Here is a 14,684-nt window from a genome sequence, read left to right on the forward strand (position 1 = left end):
TATGGATCGTCGACTACTGATACTGGCCGTGGGCATGTTCGCAATGGGTACCGACAACTTCGTGGTCGCCGGTATTCTTCCTGGCGTGGCTGCATCACTGCATACATCCGTCAGCCTCGCCGGGCTGATGGTCACCTTTTACGCCTTGACTTACGCGCTGGCTGCCCCAGTCATGGCGGCTTTGGCGGGCGGCTGGCCGCGCAAGCTTCTGCTGGTTTCCGCGCTCGGTATTTTCGTCGCCGGCAACATGCTCAGCGCGGTCGCGACCGACTTGCACTGGGTTTTATTCAGCCGGGCTCTGTCGGGATTCGGCGCAGCTCTGTTCTCGCCTACTGCATTGGGCGTTGCCTCTGCGCTTGCCCCGCCCGAAAAACGCGGCCGTGCGTTGGCTGCGGTAACGGCCGGATTGACGGGAGCGACCGCTCTCGGCTCGCCGATCGGCACGTTTATCGGCGGATTTGGAAGCTGGAGAACGACTCTCTGGTTCGTCACTCTGCTCGGGATTGTGGCGATGATCGGCGTCTGGACGATGCTGCCATCCGTTCCGCAGCCTGCATCCATCAGGTTGCGAGAACGGCTTGCACCGGTCCGCGATGTGCGGATCGCGCTCACCTTGCTCACTTCGCTATTCGCCTTTGGTGGGTTCCTCATGGTGTACACGTATGCGGGCGTGGTGCTGCAGCGTGTCACGCACGGCGACGCACGCATTCTTGCTGGGATGTTTTTGTTGTGGGGTGTGGCGGCGACAGCCGGGAACCTCCTGGCCGGCCGCCTTGTGGACCGATTCAAGAGCCGCAGCATTATCAATGCGATGCTGTGGCTTGCCATCATCAATTTTTGTGCGTTGCCGTGGACATCCGCGCATGCATTCAGCACTGCAGTTGCGCTCACGATCTGGGGGATATGCGGCTGGGGGCTCATCGTCCCGCAACAACATCGGCTGGTGCAACTCACGCCGGGCGTGGCACCCCTGCTGCTAGCCCTCAACAATACCGCGACATACATCGGGCTCGCCTGCTCCGGCGTGCTTGGCGGTGCAGTGCTTCAGTCGATCGGCGGGCAGTACCTGAGTCTGGTTGCGGCCGCGCTGATTGCGATCGCTTTCTTGTTCGCCGAAGCCGCGCATCGTTGCATGAAACCGCCGTGCATACAGCACCGCGCGACGACCAATCATCGCCAGACAGAGACCGTCTGATTGCTTAAGAACTGTTATGGATAAGTGCGGCCAGGCCATCCGTTCCGCGACGCATGTCAGTGACGCACGCAGCGAGGTACTCAATGCCGTAGCGAAACGATTGAACGGGCGTCCGAGAAAGACCCTGAACGACGAAACGCAAGCCGAACGATTCCAGCAAACTATTGCGTCCAACGGTTGAATCCGCCCTCGCGGCAAAGCGATGGCGTTTCGCCACAGGGCATAACCGATAGTGGAAAATCGGCCGTTCGCACGTAACATGTCTTCGCCACAGCGTAGGCCGGATACGTTCGCTAACACACATACATGGATCATGTCGGTGAGGTAATTTCCGCGTGTCATGGGTCTCATCCACTACCTTCCTTTCTGCAGATATCGCTTCCGGCGGTAACGCAACCGGTCCCAACAAGCTATCTTTGTCATACCCAGTCTGCCAAGGGCGAGATAGTGTCCACAATCCAAAGCGACAAGAACCACATTACTTTCCTGTCGACGCTTCTGCTCGGCACCCTGCTCGTCTTGTCTTCGCCCGTCAGTGCGCAGGAATTCTCGCTGCTGGCCGGTCCCCTCTTTAGCGACAGTACAAACACGTATTCGTGGAACGCCACTTATCGCGAAGGCCTCGGCCGCTTCGCCGCGTGGAGCTTTTCCTGGATCAACGAAGGGCACATTCCGCAGCATCACCGCGACGGCCAGACCGTGCAAGTCTGGGGGCGCCTGCCGCTGTGGAACGACCGGCTCGAGTTATCGGCCGGTACCGGGCCGTACCGATACTTCGACACAACCGCGGCTCGATCCGGAGGCGACTATTCGAACACGCACGGTTGGGGTCTCCTGTGGAGCCTACGCGCCGCATATTATTTCGATCGCCGGTGGATCGCCCAGGCGCAGCTGAATCACGTCCAGGCGTTTGGCGGTCCAGACACGACCGCGCTGCTGTTCGGCATCGGCTATCAACTCGAGGACAAAGGCGAGCCCGGTCCACGACAGCGCCCGATACCACGGACATCGAAGGTAACGAATAACGAAGTCACCGTGATGTTCGGCAAGACGATCCTGAACAGCGATAACTCCGAGTCGGCCAATGCCGGCAGTCTCGAATACCGGCGCGGGTTGTGGCGCTATGTCGACTTGACGGCCTCATACATCCACGAAGGAGGGAAAATCCAGTCGCGCCGCGACGGTGTTGCCGCGCAGCTTTGGGCGACCCGCGCCTTCTTCGACGATGAGCTCACGCTGTCGATCGGCGTTGGGCCCTATGTTTCCATCACACAGAACGATGACCTTCCGCAAAACCGTACCGGCGACGGCCGCGTCTCGGCGCTTGTAGCCGTATCAGCGAGTTACAGGCTCGGCCAGCACTGGCTCACGCGCATCACATGGAATCGCATCGTCACGCGCTACGACCGCGATACGGATCTGATCGAAGCCGGCGTAGGCTTGCGCTTTTGAGCGCATTGCCGACGATCGCTCAAAGCAACCATTTCATGACGAACGCAAAATTTCTCGTCATCGCCACCTTGGCGGCCGCGGCATGGGCACAGCAGGATAGTGAAGGACCCCGAACAGTTCACAAACGTCAAAAAGGGTGATCAGGTGCAGGCCGTGTACACCTAGCGAACTGGCCGCACGCCGCCCCTGATACTCGCACGCGACGTTCCGGCTCTCTTCGCTACTGTAGTGTTGGCGTGCGGGCAACTGAAATCATCTCAGGTGGCGGCGGTTGGCCCACCGCGCCTCACTTCGATGCCGTCGGATGGACAAGCCAGTGTGAACCAGTGCGATGGCACAACATATGCATCGATTGCTGCAAGCGTCCGGCCGCTCGTCCAGTCCTCATCCTTTACCCACCTAAGGAGCGCATCATGAAAGCATTAACGATCAAGGACCTTCCCACGTCCATTGACCTGGACCGCGAGGCGATGGCCGAAATTCACGGAGGCCGCATGAAGCTCATTGGCCAGCATGGCTACGGCACAATATTGACGTCGGCCGACGGGGATCCCGTGGGCGTGTACGTCGACGGCGTGCTGCAGAATTCTGCTGGCGACGGCTATTACCACGTTTGATATGGCCAGGCGAGGCGCGCGCGCTGTGGCGCGCCCCTCGTCGACAATGTCCGTATCCTTGTCCTAAAGTACAGGGACAATTGCAGATCCGGGGCTGAGAAACGCTATCCTGAAGACCTCCTGGCGCTTAGATTGGGCTTTATCGCTCAAAATGCCTATCTCCTGGAATGGGATTGACTGCATGAGAAACCGGCGGTATTTTTCTGACGGGGCATCACGCCCCCTGCGCCGCCTCACAGTTCATTTCGATTCCGTGCCGGCTGTGGAGGCTCGTCGGCACGGATACTCGGACCGAAGCCATGCGTATCTATTTCCAGAACGCGTCTATCCCGACGCGGGCCGCCAATCGACTCAAGTACCGCCTTGCTCTAAAGGAATCCCAGGCGCGACAGGTGACCTCCGAAGTCTTCGGCTATAGGGACTGGACCGACCTCCACAGCGAGTTGGGCAGCAAAGCAGCTTCCGCGCTCGACGAGGCGTGTGACAGCGCGACACTCACCGAGAGACGCGTCTATCAGGTGTCGCAATTGCTCGCATCGTCAGTTGATCTTCACGGTGAATCCGCGGACGACTTTGTTCGATGGTGGCAACCATCGGCGGCGCATGCTCACGAAGAGGGTCGCAACGCGGCAGAAACACCGTTTGCCGGCTCGAAGGAAGATCTGAGTTTTCAGGAGGCGCTTAGCACGCTAGCTCACGCCGCGCACCATCCCGTCGGCCACTTCGAACAAGCGCTCGTGACTGGCATACACAGAACGGAAAACGAAGGCTCGCTGAGGTTTGTGGAATCGATTGCTGATGAGTTGCTAAGCGGCAACCGAAACCGCGAACCCGAAGTGGCTCGTCACCTCCTTGAGGCTTTGGCCTCGCGAGGACTGCCCCGGTCGATACTTAACCTGGCGACGAGTTTGACGCTCGGCGATGGTGGGCCCAAAGACGAAAAGAGAGCCACGGGCTTGCTTGAGCAGTTGGCTGAATCGGCTTCAACCCCCGATGATCTGAAGCGGATTGCCGAATCGCGCCTGGGCACCGCCTAAGCATTTGGCATCGCGCAGAAACCCAGTACGTCAATCGCGCTGCATTTGTGGGAGTGGGCAGCGGAGACGGGCGACATCCTGATTCCCGAACGATCGCAAGAAAGCTGGCATTGTCGATTGGGCACCCAGGCAATGCCCGAACGGCACCCGAATGAAGCGGCGCGCCGCGGATATGGCTGCATCACTCATACGCTTGCACTGCCCGCGCTTGCGTATCCTTCAAGACGTTCGCGACAGAACATGCGGGGACAAGGATGAACAGCGATGACGTATTGGAAGGAGGTTGCGCATGCGGCGCTATCCGCTATCAGGTCACGACTGTTCCGACCGACGCCGGCTTTTGCCACTGCCGCTTGTGCCAGAAGACCACCGGCGCCGCGGTGACCGCTTCCGCCTCGGTGCCGATCGGCGAGTTCAAGTACGTCCGCGGTGAGCCGCGGGTGTATAAGTCGAGCACTTGGGGCGAACGGCGCTTCTGCGGTCATTGCGGTACGCAACTCGAGTATCGCGAGTCGGCAGCGCAGCAAACGGTCGAAATCAACTACGCGACGCTCGACGATCCCGCCAGGGTCCGCCCGTCATGGCACGTGTGGTGCGCGAGCATGTTTCCTGGCCTTTCGTTGAGCGACGACTTGCCGAAGTATCAGCACGGTGCGTAGCCCGCTTCGCGACGCGTCTAAGTCCCATAAGCTACGGGAGGTCACTATGCATCTCGCCGGCACCATACTTCCGATCTTTGCCATCATTCTGACGGGATGGTTTGCCGGCGCCTCCGGCTACATGCCGCGCGCGCTAGCCGCGCCGCTGATGCGCTTTGCCTACTACGTGGCGATGCCGTCGCTGGTCTTCCTGACGATCGCCGATGAGTCGCTTCACTCGCTCCTTGACTGGCGTTTTCTTGCTGCGTTCGGCGGCGGCTCCATGATCTGCTTTGTGGCGGTGATGATGTTTGTGCGAATCGCGCGCGGCGCGGGCGTCGGAAAAAGCGGAATACTGGCTGCTGCCGTGTCGATGACGAACACCGGATTCGTCGCGCTCCCTATATTGAAGACGCTTTTTGGCCAGGCGGGCGTGCTCGCGGCGGCGATTGCGACCGTCTTCGTCGGCGCCGTCATGTTTCCGATACTGGTTCTGCTGCTCGAGATCGGGCGATACGATACATCACGCAACGTACGGACGGCGGCGCTGCTGCGGCAGATCGCCACCAATCCCGTCATCCTTGCCACGATTTTCGGACTGCTCTGGTCGATCCTCGGTTCGGAACTGTCCGGCCCGGCCGCGTCGTTTCTCACGATACTCGGCGAAGCGTTGACGCCATGCGCGCTGTTCGCAATTGGACTTGATCTGACAATCGCCGAACTGCGCGAACGTCTGGGTCTTTATGCGTTGCTGACGACGCTCAAGCTGGCCATCATGCCGCTCGTGGTCTACGCGCTTTGTCTTGCGACAGACCTCGACCGGACCGCGACCGTCGCCGCCGTCGTGTGCGCTGCCGTGCCCACTGCCAAGAGCGCGTACGTGCTCGCGGTTGAATATGATGTCGAAAAGACCGTAGTGGGCGCAGTGATCTCGATGACGACGCTCTTTTCAGTCTTCACGTTGCTTGCCTGGCTTTACGTTCTGTAGCGCGGACTCGCCATCGTCGCCGAACTTTCTTCGGATCGTGATAACCGTTACCCGATTTTGCGCAGCTTGGCAGTTCAGTCTAATGACGAAAGCCTCGGGCAGCGCTGGACTGCATGCCGCCACCTCGCAAATACAACCGGATCAGGCCTGCGGCTGCCATCCAATCATGACGGACAGCTGCACGTGATCACGAGAAACGGTTCATAGTTTTAATTCGTCTCAAGCCCGATTTCAGCGGAAGCAGGCTCGGGCCTTTGCAATCTGGGATGCCATCTGATTTCGTTCGCCATCGTTTCTCTCCAGCCGGGGCACCACGTCCTTATGTCGAGAATGACCACCAATGCGATGAGCCGCCGGCACCTGCTGACGCTGATCGGCAAGAACCTCGGCGCGGCCGCCATGATGCAAGGCATGGGCACGCTTGGGTTCGCCGCTGCCTCGACCTACGTCGGACCGATCAGACTAGACGGCGCACCCAAAGCAACGCGAATTCTCGTGCTCGGCGCGGGCATGGCTGGCCTCGTCGCGGCCTTTGAGTTGAGGAACGCGGGCTACCACGTGCAGGTGCTCGAGTACAACAGCCGCGCGGGTGGTCGGGCCTGGACTGTCAGGGGCGGTGATCGTTATACGGAACTCGGCGGCGCCACCCAGGATTGTGATTTCGCTGACGGGCTTTATCTGAACCCAGGGCCGTGGCGCATTCCGTATCACCACCAGGGCGTACTCGACTATGCAAAACGCCTGAAGGTGCCGCTCGAGCCGTTCATCCAGGTCAATTACAACGCATACCTGCATTCCACGGAGGCTTTCGGTGGCAAGCCGCAACGATTCCGGACGGTGCAGACCGACTATCAAGGCTATGTCGCCGAGCTGCTTTCCAAAGCAATCCACAAAGACGCACTCGATGATGCGTTGTCAGCCGAAGATGCGCAACTGCTACTCGAATCCCTGCGCCAATGGGGTGCGCTCGGCCGGGATGGTCGCTATCAGGCGGGCGGGCGAAGCAGTGAACGCCGCGGATTCGCGATCGCGCATGGCGGTGGGCTGATGCCCAAGGCCGTGCCGTCGGATCTGCTCCCGCGCGACCCATTGCTTGCATCGCGTTTGTGGCAATGGCTCTCGTCTGGAAACGAGCAGGACTTCCAGAGCGCCATTTTCCAGCCCGTCGGCGGCATGGACAGGATTGCCCATGCGCTTCATTCGCAGGTCGCGAGCGCCGTAGTGTTGAACGCCAAAGTCACGGCTATCCTGCAGGACGAGCAAGGCGTCACAGTGCGCTATACCGATACGGCCACCCGGACTGAACGGAACGCGCACGCGGATTGGCTGGTGTGCACCATTCCGCTCTCGATTCTGAGTCAGATCGACATTACGGTCGGCCCGGCCATGCGCGCCGCGATCGATGCGGTGCCCTACGAAACGTCGGTGAAAATCGGGTTGCAATTCGGCCGGCGATTCTGGGAAGAAGACGAGCAGATCTACGGCGGCATCACGCACACCGACCTGCCGATCTCGACGATCGGCTATCCGGCAACAGGTTACGGAACGATCGGTCCCGCGGTGCTGCTCGGCGCCTACATGTGGGGCCCCGCCAGCTATGAGGTGGGCGCGCTGCCCCCTGCCGAACGGATCGCGGTGGCATTGAGCCAGGGCAGCCAGATTCATCCGCAGTACGCGCGCGAGTACCAGAACGGCTTCGCGATGAGCTGGAGCCGATCACCGTTCGTGAATGGCTGCTTCGCCGCATGGACGGATGCGCTGCGAAAAGCGCATTACGCGAATCTCTGTCAGATCGACGGACGGATCGTCCTTGCCGGAGAGCACGCCTCGCATATCCCGGCATGGCAGGAAGGCGCCGTGCTGTCGTCGCTGGATGCGATCACCCGGTTGCATCGGAGAATCGTCAATGGATAGGCCGACGCTGTTCGTCAGCGTGATGCTGATGGCCTTGCTGATGGGAGCCGCGACGGTGTCGGCTCAGGCCGTGGCACAGGACGCAGCACGCACCTTCACGATTTCTCCGGGCTACCGCTTCACCGAAGAAAGCGGCGAAGCGCTTTACAACGCTACCTGCGCCGGATGCCATATGCCGGATGGTAAAGGCGCACAGGGCGCGGGTCACTACCCGGCGCTCGCTGACAACCCGGCAGTCGAAGCCGCACCCTACGTCATCGTCAACGTACTGCGCGGCCGAAAGGCGATGCCATCGTTTGGCGACGCGATGAACGACGATCAGGTCGCGGCTGTCGTCAACTACACGAGAACTCATTTCGGCAATCGATTTGCCGGAACTGTCACGCCGAGCCAGGTGAGAAGTTTGCGCTGAGTTCACGTGGCATGGCTATCGACGTGCGGCCTCTTTCCCGCACCCTCCTCCATCGCTTCACGAGACATATGGCAAGGATGACGAGCTGGTGCGGCCGCACGAAGCCTGCAAATGCGCCCACAGTCGCTGGGCGACCGGACCGTGCGCCCCGTCGATGCGTCGAGCGGCAACCACCGTTTCCGTGTGGCCGGGAAAGTGCCGGCCGGCAATGGACCTGAGTTCGCCCCTACGCATCTCTCCGTCGATCAGGAAATCCGGCAAATGCCCCCAGGCGAGGCCCTGGAGAATGACATCCTTCTTCATGAACTGGTCCGCAACCGTGACCTGGTGTACTCCCTCGATTACCAGAAACTGCTCGTCACGTGGCGCGCGAGCCGAATCGCGCATGACGCATTGCGTGTAGTCGCGTAGCTGTTCCGGGCGTAGTGTCCTGGCCAGCGACGCCGGCAGCAGGCTCGGAGCGGCCACAGGAATCAGTCGAACCTTGCGGAGTGCAATCCACTCCAGTGACGGGTCTGTCGTGTCGACGCGGTGAAACATCAGGTCAGCGTCGCGAGCCTTGAGGCGCTCGACCGGACCGCCGACTGTTTCGAAATGCAGATGCAGTCGCGTGTGCAGGCACTTCGAGAAGAAGCGCGCGAGTAGCCCGAGCACAGCCGGGCGTGGGCACAGGTCGCCCAACACCACATGCAGTTCGCTCTCTTCGCCCATGGCTAATTGGGCCGCGTGTTGACGCAAACCCTCGGCTTCGGACAAAAGCGGCTGCATGCGCTCATGGAATGAGCGCCCCGCATCGCTGAGCTTCACCCGGTAGCCGCCGCGATCGAGCAGTTGCAGACGCGCCTGGCTTTCAAGCCTCGCCACCGCAGCGAACACCGCCGGGTGGGACCGGTGCAAGGCAGCCGCCGCAGCCTGGAAGCTGCCCGTGCGGATGACGGCATCGAAGCATTTCAGATCGTGCAGGGCAAAATCGGTCATGTCATTTTTCCTGACAAAGAATATCCGAACATTGTAATTTTATCGGATCGAGACGTTGTCCATACTCAATCCCATCAACCTGTGCCGTGACGACGTGTGGCCAATGGGGCCGCGCGACGCGGCGTTTCTATTGCGAGAACCTTATGGACAATCTTTCCTACTTCACGACATCCGACGGCGTGAGGATTGCCTACAGGATCGATGGTGATCTCAACAAGCCAGTGCTGGTGCTGTCCAATTCCATTGGCACGACACTGCGCATGTGGGACGGGCAAGTTCCTGAGTTGAGCAGCCATTTTTCAATGCTGCGCTACGACGCCCGCGGACACGGCGCGTCGAGCGTCCCTGACGGACCGTATTCGCTTGCACGACTGGGACAGGATGTTCTCGAACTGATGGATACGCTCGGCATTGCGCAAGCGCATTTCCTTGGGCTCTCGCTGGGAGGCATCGTCGGGCAGTGGCTAGGCATCCACGCGCCGGCACGGATCGACCGGCTCGTACTGAGCAATACCGCGCCCTATCTTGGGCCTGCGGACAGGTTCGATGCGCCGATCGCCGAGGCGCTTCAGGCCGACGACATGACCACTACGGCAGAGACGTTCCTGCACAACTGGTTTCCGGCGAGCATGTTCGAGGCGCCCAATCCGGTGGTGGAGAGATTCCGGGCGATGCTGCTCGCGACCAACCGGCATGGCCTGGTCGGCTCGTGGCGCGCCGTGCAGGACACCGACTTGCGACAGGATATTGCGTGCATTGCGCGGCCGACGCTGGTGATTGCAGGCGAGCACGATACGGTGACGGCAGCGAGTTACAGCGTGCAGATGGCGAAGACTATTCCAGGCGCGACCTTGCTGGTGCTGCCCGCGGTACATCTCTCAAACGTCGAGTTTCCGCGAGAGTTCGGCGACGCCGTCGTGAAGTTCGTTCTATCACCGGCGGCTTGAGGTTTCGCGGTGGGCGGGCCGTCGAATGCACCGCAAGACGAGGCCGGCGAGTCCTGAGGACGGCAACTTGCCGCCGGAGGATGTGAACGACGCTAATCCACATGCGGGCGGAATTCCGCTAAAGAGCGCAGCCACTTCATAATGACGGTGTTCTGCTAAACCGCCGCTTCCCGATAGTTCCTGAATTTCGATGTCTGTCCGATCCCCGGGTTGAAGCAGTTGCAAGGATCGAGTTGCTGATAGAACGCCGCAAGCTGGGGCTTCGCGCGGTAAAGATGGCCGACGTTATGTTCCGCCGGATATTCGGCGCCGCGGCGGTCCAGCAGCGTCCACATCTTGTGTTCGACCTCGAGGCAGTCGTTGCCCTTCTTGACGATGTAATCCTGGTGGAACACGTGGCACAGGAAGTGGCCGTAATACAACTTGATGGCAATCGTTTCCTCGATGTCGGGCGGCAGCGTCTCGATCCAGTCGCGATCGTTGCGGCGCAGTGCGATGTCGAGCGCAACGATGTTCTCCACCTCGCGGGTGTGCACGGCGCGATAGCGGACCGCTGCACCGGCGGCAGCGAAGCGATGCAGGAACGCTTTCCGGCCCTCTTCATCCGTGCATTCGAAATAACCCCCGGTGGCGTTCGCAAAGTAGCCGGAGAGGAACGCGCGGGTTTCGTCGACGCTCTCAGCCGCGACCTTCAGCATCAGGTGATGCTCGTACTTGTCGCGATACTGTTTCATTCGCGGTGGCAAATGGCTCGGAAACAGCCGGCTCGCGGCCTGCATGACGCGATCCGTGAAATGCGCAGGGAGAAAGCCGAGACGATCGAACAGCGCATCAAAACGGCTCTTCAGTCCGAACAGCGCGGGGAGCCGCGACGTGCCGAGATAGTTGATCGCCAGAAAGGTATCTTTACCGTACTCTTCAGCGACGTCGAAAGCGTCCCGATGGAGATATTCGCCCGAGATCGGCAAGAATTTGAAGTCATGCAGCGCGTGGCGGCGAATCTCGGTGAGTTCGTCGGGACGGTTCGTGCCGATATAGAACACCTTGGCGTTCTGTTCGATCGGGAACGTGTCGAGCCGCACGGCAAACACCATCAGCTTGCCAGCCGAGCCTGACGCCTCATAAAGACGCTGCGGGTCGGCATTGAAGCGCGCCGGCGTATCGGCGTCGATTTCGCGCACATGGCTCGCGTAGCCATGATCCGACCCGGCGCCCGCATTGTGCCGGACATCGGAATCAGAAAACTCGCCGTGCTCGAGCCGGCCAAGAATCTCCTCGGGCGTCTCGCCGAGCTGAATCCCGAGATGGTTGATGAAGTGCAGCTTGCCCGTTTCATCGACCTGCGCAAATGCCGCCATTTCCGTATACGCCGGGCCGCGCTGCACCAGCGCACCGCCCGAGTTGTTGCAGACACCGCCGAACACTGACGCGCCAATGCAGCTCGAGCCAATCACCGAATGCGGTTCCCGGCCAAGGGGCTTCAGCGTTTTTTCCAACTGGTCGAGTGTTGCGCCGGGCAGGCAGACGACCTGCTTGCCACCGTCGATCATAAACACCTTCTTCATGCGGCTCGTGCTGACGATCACGATGTCGCGATCATAGTCGTCGCCGTCGGGCGTCGAGCCGCCAGTGAGGCCCGTGTTCGACGCCTGCGTGATCACGATCACGTTCGCCGCCACGCATGCCTGCAGTACTTTCCATTGCTCGACGATCGTACCGGGGCGCACCACCGCGAGCGCTTTGCCCGCGCCAAAACGAAAGCCGGTCCGGAAGCGGCGGGTCGCGGCGTCATCGGTCAGCGTGTGTTTCCTGCCGACGATGCCGCGTAGCTCCGCGATCAACGTTTGAGCCACGTCGGACCGGGCGGCTTCCCATGGTGTGTGCGCTGCTGACATCGAAATCTCCTCGTAGGGCGTTGGGCACGACGCGCATCGGCTGGGTCCAGCGGTTTTGGCTGCGACCTTTGAGCGCATCGGATTGACACGAAGGTTAAAATCAGTCCGGTCATTAGTCCAATATCTTGAAGTCGCTATTTGGAGACGAAAAACATATGGAATTTCGCCAATTGCGTTACTTCCTCGCCGTCGCCGAACACCTGCATTTCACCGATGCCGCGACTCATCTGGGCATCGCCCAGCCGCCTTTGAGCCAGCAGATCCTGAAGCTCGAGCGGGAAATCGGCACGCCGCTGTTTATCCGTCATCCGCGCCGCGTCGAATTGACAGAGGCAGGACGACTCTTTCGCGAACGCGCGCGGCGCATCGTCGAGGACGCGCAGCAGGCGTTCGTCGAGGTGCAGAACGCGGGACGTGGAGAGACCGGGCGGCTCTCGCTCGGCTTCGCGGGCTCGACGGTGTTTCATCCAGCGGTCGCGATGACCATGCAGCGCTACCGGCATGCGTATGAGCGCGTGTCGATCAGTTGCGAGGAGAGCAACAGCTCGCTGCTGCTGGATAAAGTCGCCGAGCGGCAGCTCGATGCCGCTCTGGTGCGCATGCCGCTGAACTGCCGCGATCTGATTGTCGAACCGCTGGTCGACGAAGACATGTTGGCGGTGTTGCCGGCGAACCATCGCCTGAACCGGCGACGGCGCATCGATCTGGCGGACCTTGCGGACGATCCGTTCATCCTTTTTCCGCGGCCCATCGGCCCGGATTTGTATGACTCGATCATCGGCGCCTGCCGCGAAGCCGGCTTCGCGCCTTCGATCGGCATGGAGTCGCCGCAGATCTCATCGGCGGCGAATCTCGTGGCGGCTGGGTTCGGCGTTGCGGTGGTTCCCGCGTCGATCCGGCAGATCCAGGTCGAAAGCGTGTCGTATCACGCACTGCGGGGCAACCCACTGTCGACGGGTATTGCCTTGATCCATCGGCCGCGCGAAAAGTCGCCCACCGTGCTGAACTTTGTGAGGATTTTGCGGCAACAACGAGTCGCCGCCCGCGAGGGATGATGGTACGGCGCCACACGAGTTACAAACCGCTCGCGTGGCGCGGATGCCGGACCTATATCAGGATTCCGATGCAATTCATTCGTGCACTTCCGGGCGGGCGCCCTCGTTCAGCTACCAGCCGGACTATCGCCCTGAAGGCACGCCGGTTGGCGTCGACTGCCGGACGACGAGAACCGGGATCTGACTGTGCGTCAGGACCTTCTGGGTCTCACTGCCGAGCAAAAAAGCCCGCATGCCACTTCGACCGTGCGACGCCATCACAATGAGATCGCAGTTCTGCTCTGCAGCAACGCTGATGATCGCCTCATAAGGATGGGCGCGGCTCGTGGCAACCGTATCGCACTCGACACCTGCTTGCGCAGCGGCTTTTTTGATAACTTCCAGGTAGTCGTCGGCACGCTGTCGCGCGGCCTGAATGATTCGATCCTCGTTGTCCGCGATCATCTCCGTGCCATAAGCGAGGACATGAAACTCCGGGATGACATGGAGGCCCGTGACTTTGGCTCCGCTTTCCAAGGCGAGCGTTACCGTCATCTGAATGGCGGCCTCGGAAAGCGTCGAGCCGTCGGTCGGCACCAGCAGATGCTTGAACATACATTTCTCCCCCGCGACCCGGCTGGCTCGCGTTGAAATCCTGCGCGGCGCCTCTACCACCTGAACCCGGTGGACCTGAATCAGAGGCGGCCTCTTTGAGTATAGTCATCCTCGCCTCGCAGGCACTGCGTATTCCGGCCCTCTGCCTCTGGTCCAGCTTTAGTCTGTCCGCGAGCGAAAACAAGGCGTCTGCCCGCCTCGCTACCGGTCTTCCGTCAGCCCCTTCAGATAGGCTTCGCCGGCGTCTTGAGCCGCAGCGCGCATGGCGAATGTGTCGTCCGAAACCATCGACCGTTTGACCTTTTGTGCTCCGAAGTCGACCAGCGTAATGACCCAGACAAACTCGCCGGCCTGCTCGGCCGTTTGAACGAATGCGCGTACGTCTTCGCTGTCGTTTGCTTTTGCGTTCATTGTGATCTCCTGAGAAAGAGTCGCGGAAAGAGAACGGCTCACGTGCCAGATGACTGCGTGTTTTATGGAAGCTTGCCGATAATCGCGCTGCATTCGTCCTTTGTGAACGCGCGCAGCGTTTGCGTGCGGACATTGCCTGCCGACCCCAACGCGTAGCCGAATGCCGCGAAGCTTTGCTCATCCGGTGCGTCGATGAGCGTGACGATGTCGTATTTGCCCACCGTCCAATAGATCTCTTTCATTTCACAGCCAAAGGTCTTGGCCAGTTCCGCCGCCTGACCGGCCCGCTGTGGGCTGTTTTTGATGTTGCGTATGCCCTGATCGGTGAATTGTGCAAGAACCACATAGGTCGCCATGACGATTCTCCTTACGATTGGTACGAATCGCGTTGAATGCGCGCAAGCTCGACCGCGAACGCGACTGCGATCGTGTTGCCCGAAAGCGTTCTGCGCGTAACCTGATTCTATGCAATGGAATCACGTGCCACTGGCTGTTTGGCTTTATGGGCAATTGAGGAACGCGTAAGGCCGGTGCCCGCCTTAGATAACAAA

The 14,684-nt window shown here is 60.5% G+C and carries 15 protein-coding genes; 10 read left to right on the forward strand and 5 right to left on the reverse strand.

Annotated elements, in window-relative coordinates; translation table 11 throughout:
- Position 1: 1 nt before the first annotated feature.
- The 8 genes from PQR32_RS20145 to PQR32_RS20180 all read left to right on the forward strand — a co-directional run bounded on the left by PQR32_RS20145 (position 2) and on the right by PQR32_RS20180 (position 8,253).
- Entirely contained in the window at positions 2 to 1,195 is a 1,194-nt protein-coding gene (locus tag PQR32_RS20145) for an MFS transporter (protein ID WP_408230659.1), read from the forward strand.
- A 477-nt stretch (positions 1,196 to 1,672) separates the two neighbouring features.
- The gene (locus PQR32_RS20150; RefSeq protein WP_408231047.1) at positions 1,673 to 2,647 is read left to right on the forward strand and encodes a hypothetical protein; all 975 of its coding nucleotides are present in this window, start codon (positions 1,673 to 1,675) and stop codon (positions 2,645 to 2,647) included.
- Positions 2,648 to 3,060: 413 nt separating this feature from the next.
- Complete coding sequence (locus tag PQR32_RS20155; RefSeq protein WP_408230662.1) at positions 3,061 to 3,264, forward strand: hypothetical protein; 204 nt, start codon at positions 3,061 to 3,063, stop codon at positions 3,262 to 3,264.
- 299 nt (positions 3,265 to 3,563) lie between these two features.
- Entirely contained in the window at positions 3,564 to 4,301 is a 738-nt protein-coding gene (locus PQR32_RS20160; RefSeq protein WP_408230665.1) for an SEL1-like repeat protein, read from the forward strand.
- 254 nt (positions 4,302 to 4,555) lie between these two features.
- Complete coding sequence (locus tag PQR32_RS20165; protein WP_408230668.1) at positions 4,556 to 4,960, forward strand: GFA family protein; 405 nt, start codon at positions 4,556 to 4,558, stop codon at positions 4,958 to 4,960.
- Between the two features lie 46 nt (positions 4,961 to 5,006).
- Entirely contained in the window at positions 5,007 to 5,927 is a 921-nt protein-coding gene (locus PQR32_RS20170) for an AEC family transporter (protein ID WP_408230671.1), read from the forward strand.
- Between the two features lie 321 nt (positions 5,928 to 6,248).
- Positions 6,249 to 7,841, forward strand: a complete 1,593-nt coding sequence (locus PQR32_RS20175; protein ID WP_408230674.1) for a flavin monoamine oxidase family protein — start codon at positions 6,249 to 6,251, stop codon at positions 7,839 to 7,841.
- A complete protein-coding gene (locus PQR32_RS20180; protein ID WP_408230677.1) occupies positions 7,834 to 8,253 on the forward strand; it encodes a c-type cytochrome in 420 nt (139 codons plus the stop codon). Before PQR32_RS20175 ends, PQR32_RS20180 begins: the two co-directional genes overlap by 8 nt.
- Positions 8,254 to 8,310: 57 nt before the next feature.
- On the opposite strand, the gene PQR32_RS20185 is transcribed toward PQR32_RS20180, so the two are convergent.
- Positions 8,311 to 9,231 (reverse strand): LysR family transcriptional regulator, encoded by a 921-nt coding sequence (locus PQR32_RS20185; protein WP_408230680.1) that lies wholly within the window; start codon positions 9,229 to 9,231, stop codon positions 8,311 to 8,313.
- Between the two features lie 143 nt (positions 9,232 to 9,374).
- Here PQR32_RS20185 and PQR32_RS20190 point away from each other — a divergent pair, with 143 nt between their 5' ends.
- Positions 9,375 to 10,178 (forward strand): alpha/beta fold hydrolase, encoded by an 804-nt coding sequence (locus PQR32_RS20190; protein WP_408230683.1) that lies wholly within the window; start codon positions 9,375 to 9,377, stop codon positions 10,176 to 10,178.
- A gap of 155 nt (positions 10,179 to 10,333) precedes the next feature.
- Here the strand turns inward: PQR32_RS20190 and dld are convergent, their stop codons facing one another.
- Positions 10,334 to 12,073 (reverse strand): D-lactate dehydrogenase, encoded by a 1,740-nt coding sequence (gene dld, locus PQR32_RS20195; protein ID WP_408230686.1) that lies wholly within the window; start codon positions 12,071 to 12,073, stop codon positions 10,334 to 10,336.
- A gap of 155 nt (positions 12,074 to 12,228) precedes the next feature.
- Here dld and PQR32_RS20200 point away from each other — a divergent pair, with 155 nt between their 5' ends.
- Positions 12,229 to 13,128 carry a LysR family transcriptional regulator gene (locus PQR32_RS20200; protein ID WP_408230689.1) on the forward strand — a complete coding sequence of 300 codons (900 nt, stop codon included), beginning with the start codon at positions 12,229 to 12,231 and terminating at the stop codon, positions 13,126 to 13,128.
- 123 nt (positions 13,129 to 13,251) lie between these two features.
- Here the strand turns inward: PQR32_RS20200 and PQR32_RS20205 are convergent, their stop codons facing one another.
- The 3 genes from PQR32_RS20205 to PQR32_RS20215 form a co-directional block, all read right to left on the reverse strand.
- Positions 13,252 to 13,722, reverse strand: coding sequence for a universal stress protein (locus PQR32_RS20205; RefSeq protein ID WP_408230692.1), 471 nt, complete (start codon positions 13,720 to 13,722; stop codon positions 13,252 to 13,254).
- Between the two features lie 201 nt (positions 13,723 to 13,923).
- The gene (locus tag PQR32_RS20210; protein ID WP_132374516.1) at positions 13,924 to 14,133 is read right to left on the reverse strand and encodes a hypothetical protein; all 210 of its coding nucleotides are present in this window, start codon (positions 14,131 to 14,133) and stop codon (positions 13,924 to 13,926) included.
- 62 nt (positions 14,134 to 14,195) lie between these two features.
- Complete coding sequence (locus tag PQR32_RS20215; RefSeq protein WP_408230695.1) at positions 14,196 to 14,489, reverse strand: GYD domain-containing protein; 294 nt, start codon at positions 14,487 to 14,489, stop codon at positions 14,196 to 14,198.
- Positions 14,490 to 14,684: the final 195 nt, after the last annotated feature.

Origin of the sequence: Paraburkholderia dipogonis, assembly GCF_046027395.1 — a bacterium.
In the GTDB taxonomy this organism is placed as follows: Bacteria; Pseudomonadota; Gammaproteobacteria; order Burkholderiales; family Burkholderiaceae; genus Paraburkholderia; species Paraburkholderia dipogonis_A.

What these genes read in the sequence shown, in the direction of transcription:
- PQR32_RS20145 (WP_408230659.1), top strand. Translation starts at nt 2, where the DNA reads ATGGATCGTCGACTACTGATACTGGCCGTGGGCATGTTCGCAATGGGT.
- PQR32_RS20155 (WP_408230662.1), top strand. Translation starts at nt 3,061, where the DNA reads ATGAAAGCATTAACGATCAAGGACCTTCCCACGTCCATTGACCTGGAC.
- PQR32_RS20160 (WP_408230665.1), top strand. Translation starts at nt 3,564, where the DNA reads ATGCGTATCTATTTCCAGAACGCGTCTATCCCGACGCGGGCCGCCAAT.
- PQR32_RS20165 (WP_408230668.1), top strand. Translation starts at nt 4,556, where the DNA reads ATGAACAGCGATGACGTATTGGAAGGAGGTTGCGCATGCGGCGCTATC.
- PQR32_RS20170 (WP_408230671.1), top strand. Translation starts at nt 5,007, where the DNA reads ATGCATCTCGCCGGCACCATACTTCCGATCTTTGCCATCATTCTGACG.
- PQR32_RS20175 (WP_408230674.1), top strand. Translation starts at nt 6,249, where the DNA reads ATGTCGAGAATGACCACCAATGCGATGAGCCGCCGGCACCTGCTGACG.
- PQR32_RS20180 (WP_408230677.1), top strand. Translation starts at nt 7,834, where the DNA reads ATGGATAGGCCGACGCTGTTCGTCAGCGTGATGCTGATGGCCTTGCTG.
- PQR32_RS20185 (WP_408230680.1), bottom strand. Translation starts at nt 9,231, where the DNA reads ATGACCGATTTTGCCCTGCACGATCTGAAATGCTTCGATGCCGTCATC.
- PQR32_RS20190 (WP_408230683.1), top strand. Translation starts at nt 9,375, where the DNA reads ATGGACAATCTTTCCTACTTCACGACATCCGACGGCGTGAGGATTGCC.
- dld (WP_408230686.1), bottom strand. Translation starts at nt 12,073, where the DNA reads ATGTCAGCAGCGCACACACCATGGGAAGCCGCCCGGTCCGACGTGGCT.
- PQR32_RS20200 (WP_408230689.1), top strand. Translation starts at nt 12,229, where the DNA reads ATGGAATTTCGCCAATTGCGTTACTTCCTCGCCGTCGCCGAACACCTG.
- PQR32_RS20205 (WP_408230692.1), bottom strand. Translation starts at nt 13,722, where the DNA reads ATGTTCAAGCATCTGCTGGTGCCGACCGACGGCTCGACGCTTTCCGAG.
- PQR32_RS20210 (WP_132374516.1), bottom strand. Translation starts at nt 14,133, where the DNA reads ATGAACGCAAAAGCAAACGACAGCGAAGACGTACGCGCATTCGTTCAA.
- PQR32_RS20215 (WP_408230695.1), bottom strand. Translation starts at nt 14,489, where the DNA reads ATGGCGACCTATGTGGTTCTTGCACAATTCACCGATCAGGGCATACGC.